This is a genomic window from Micromonospora sp. NPDC049799, assembly GCF_040656655.1.
GTDB lineage: Bacteria > Actinomycetota > Actinomycetes > Mycobacteriales > Micromonosporaceae > Micromonospora.
On record NZ_JBFAMU010000848.1, the window covers coordinates 1 to 1,325 of the forward strand.

Here is a 1,325-nt window from a genome sequence, read left to right on the forward strand (position 1 = left end):
CGCGCGGAACCGGGCCCACAGCTCGTCGTACGCGGCGGCCGGCAGGTCCCGCCGCCGGATCCGCTCCGGACCGCCGGCCGGACGCAGGTCCCGCGGCAGGGCCGCGACCGGGGTCGGGTGGCCGGTGAAGAGGCGGAACGCCTTGACGTCGAAGGTGAAGCCCTCCGGCGTGGCCTCGACCCAGCCGTGCGTGGTCTCCGGCACCGGCACTGCGTAGTACGAGGTGTCCACCTCGACCAGCGGGAAGTGTCGCGCGTACCAGTCGAGCCGGCCGGCCGGCGTGGCCGCCGAGCGCGGGTACCACCCGGAGCGCAGCAGCATCGCGTCGGCCCAGGAGGACGTGCCCACCTTAATCACACCCATGTCATTCAGTGGACTGCCGAACCGGACATTCGGCAACCGGTGGGGACACCTCGGGTGACACGTGGGAGCCGGTCCTGTCGGTGGGCGGACCTATCCTGAGCCGGTCGGTGACGTCACGCGAGAGGTGCCTTCCATGACCATGTCCGAGCAGCTGGCCACCGGTGAGCGTGCCGATCTCGTGCAGACGCTCCGCCGGCACCGCGGGTTCCTCCGGCAGACGACCGACGGGCTCACCGACGGGCAGGCCGCGACCCGCAGCACGGCCAGCGAGCTGTGCCTCGGTGGTCTGATCAAGCACGTGACGACCGTGGAGCAGCGCTGGATGCGCTTCGCCGACGGTGGCGCCGAGGCGATGAACGCCGAGCCGGTCGACTGGCTGGGGCAGTTCCGGATGGTCGAGGGCGAGACCCTCGCCGGCCTGCTCGGGGAGTTCGACCGGGTAGCGGCGGAGACCGACGAGCTGCTCGGCACCCTCGACCTGGACACGGCCCACCGGCTGCCCGACGCGCCCTGGTTCGAACCCGGGGCCAGCTGGACGGTCCGCCGGGTGGTGCTGCACCTGATCGCCGAGACCGCGCAGCACGCCGGCCACGCCGACATCATCCGGGAGACGATCGACGGGGCGAAGACCATGGGTTGAGCCCCCTGCCTCGCCGGCCCGGCAGGCTCCCCGGCGCCCGGTTGACCCGCGTCACACCACACCTCATGTGACGTCCGCCCGTCCGGCGGCGCTGATCGACACGAGATGAACGCACACCGGATGGACCAGGAAACCGTCGAGCGACTGCTCGGTGGTCCGGTCGACGACGCCCCGGACGGCCCGCGATCCCTCGTCGTGTTGCTGTCGGCGGTCCGCGCCGCTCCGCAGGTCGGCGAGCTGGCCGGGGAGGCAGCCGCGCTCGACGCGTACCGGAGGGCGCGATCCGGCGCCCCGCTCGGCGTACCGCGCACCGCGCGGCGTT

The 1,325-nt window shown here is 72.8% G+C and carries 2 protein-coding genes and 1 pseudogene; 2 read left to right on the forward strand and 1 reads right to left on the reverse strand.

Annotated features, from left to right (window positions below; genetic code table 11):
* On the reverse strand, positions 1–363 hold a 363-nt coding region (locus tag AB0I76_RS30030), incomplete at its 3' end, for a DUF72 domain-containing protein (protein WP_357042538.1).
* 133 nt (positions 364–496) lie between these two features.
* Here AB0I76_RS30030 and AB0I76_RS30035 point away from each other — a divergent pair.
* Positions 497–1,003 carry a DinB family protein gene (locus tag AB0I76_RS30035; protein ID WP_357042541.1) on the forward strand — a complete coding sequence of 169 codons (507 nt, stop codon included), beginning with the start codon at positions 497–499 and terminating at the stop codon, positions 1,001–1,003.
* Between the two features lie 120 nt (positions 1,004–1,123).
* Positions 1,124–1,325, forward strand: a pseudogene (locus tag AB0I76_RS30040) (hypothetical protein); the annotation flags it as partial.

What these genes read in the sequence shown, in the direction of transcription:
- AB0I76_RS30035 (WP_357042541.1), top strand. Translation starts at nt 497, where the DNA reads ATGACCATGTCCGAGCAGCTGGCCACCGGTGAGCGTGCCGATCTCGTG.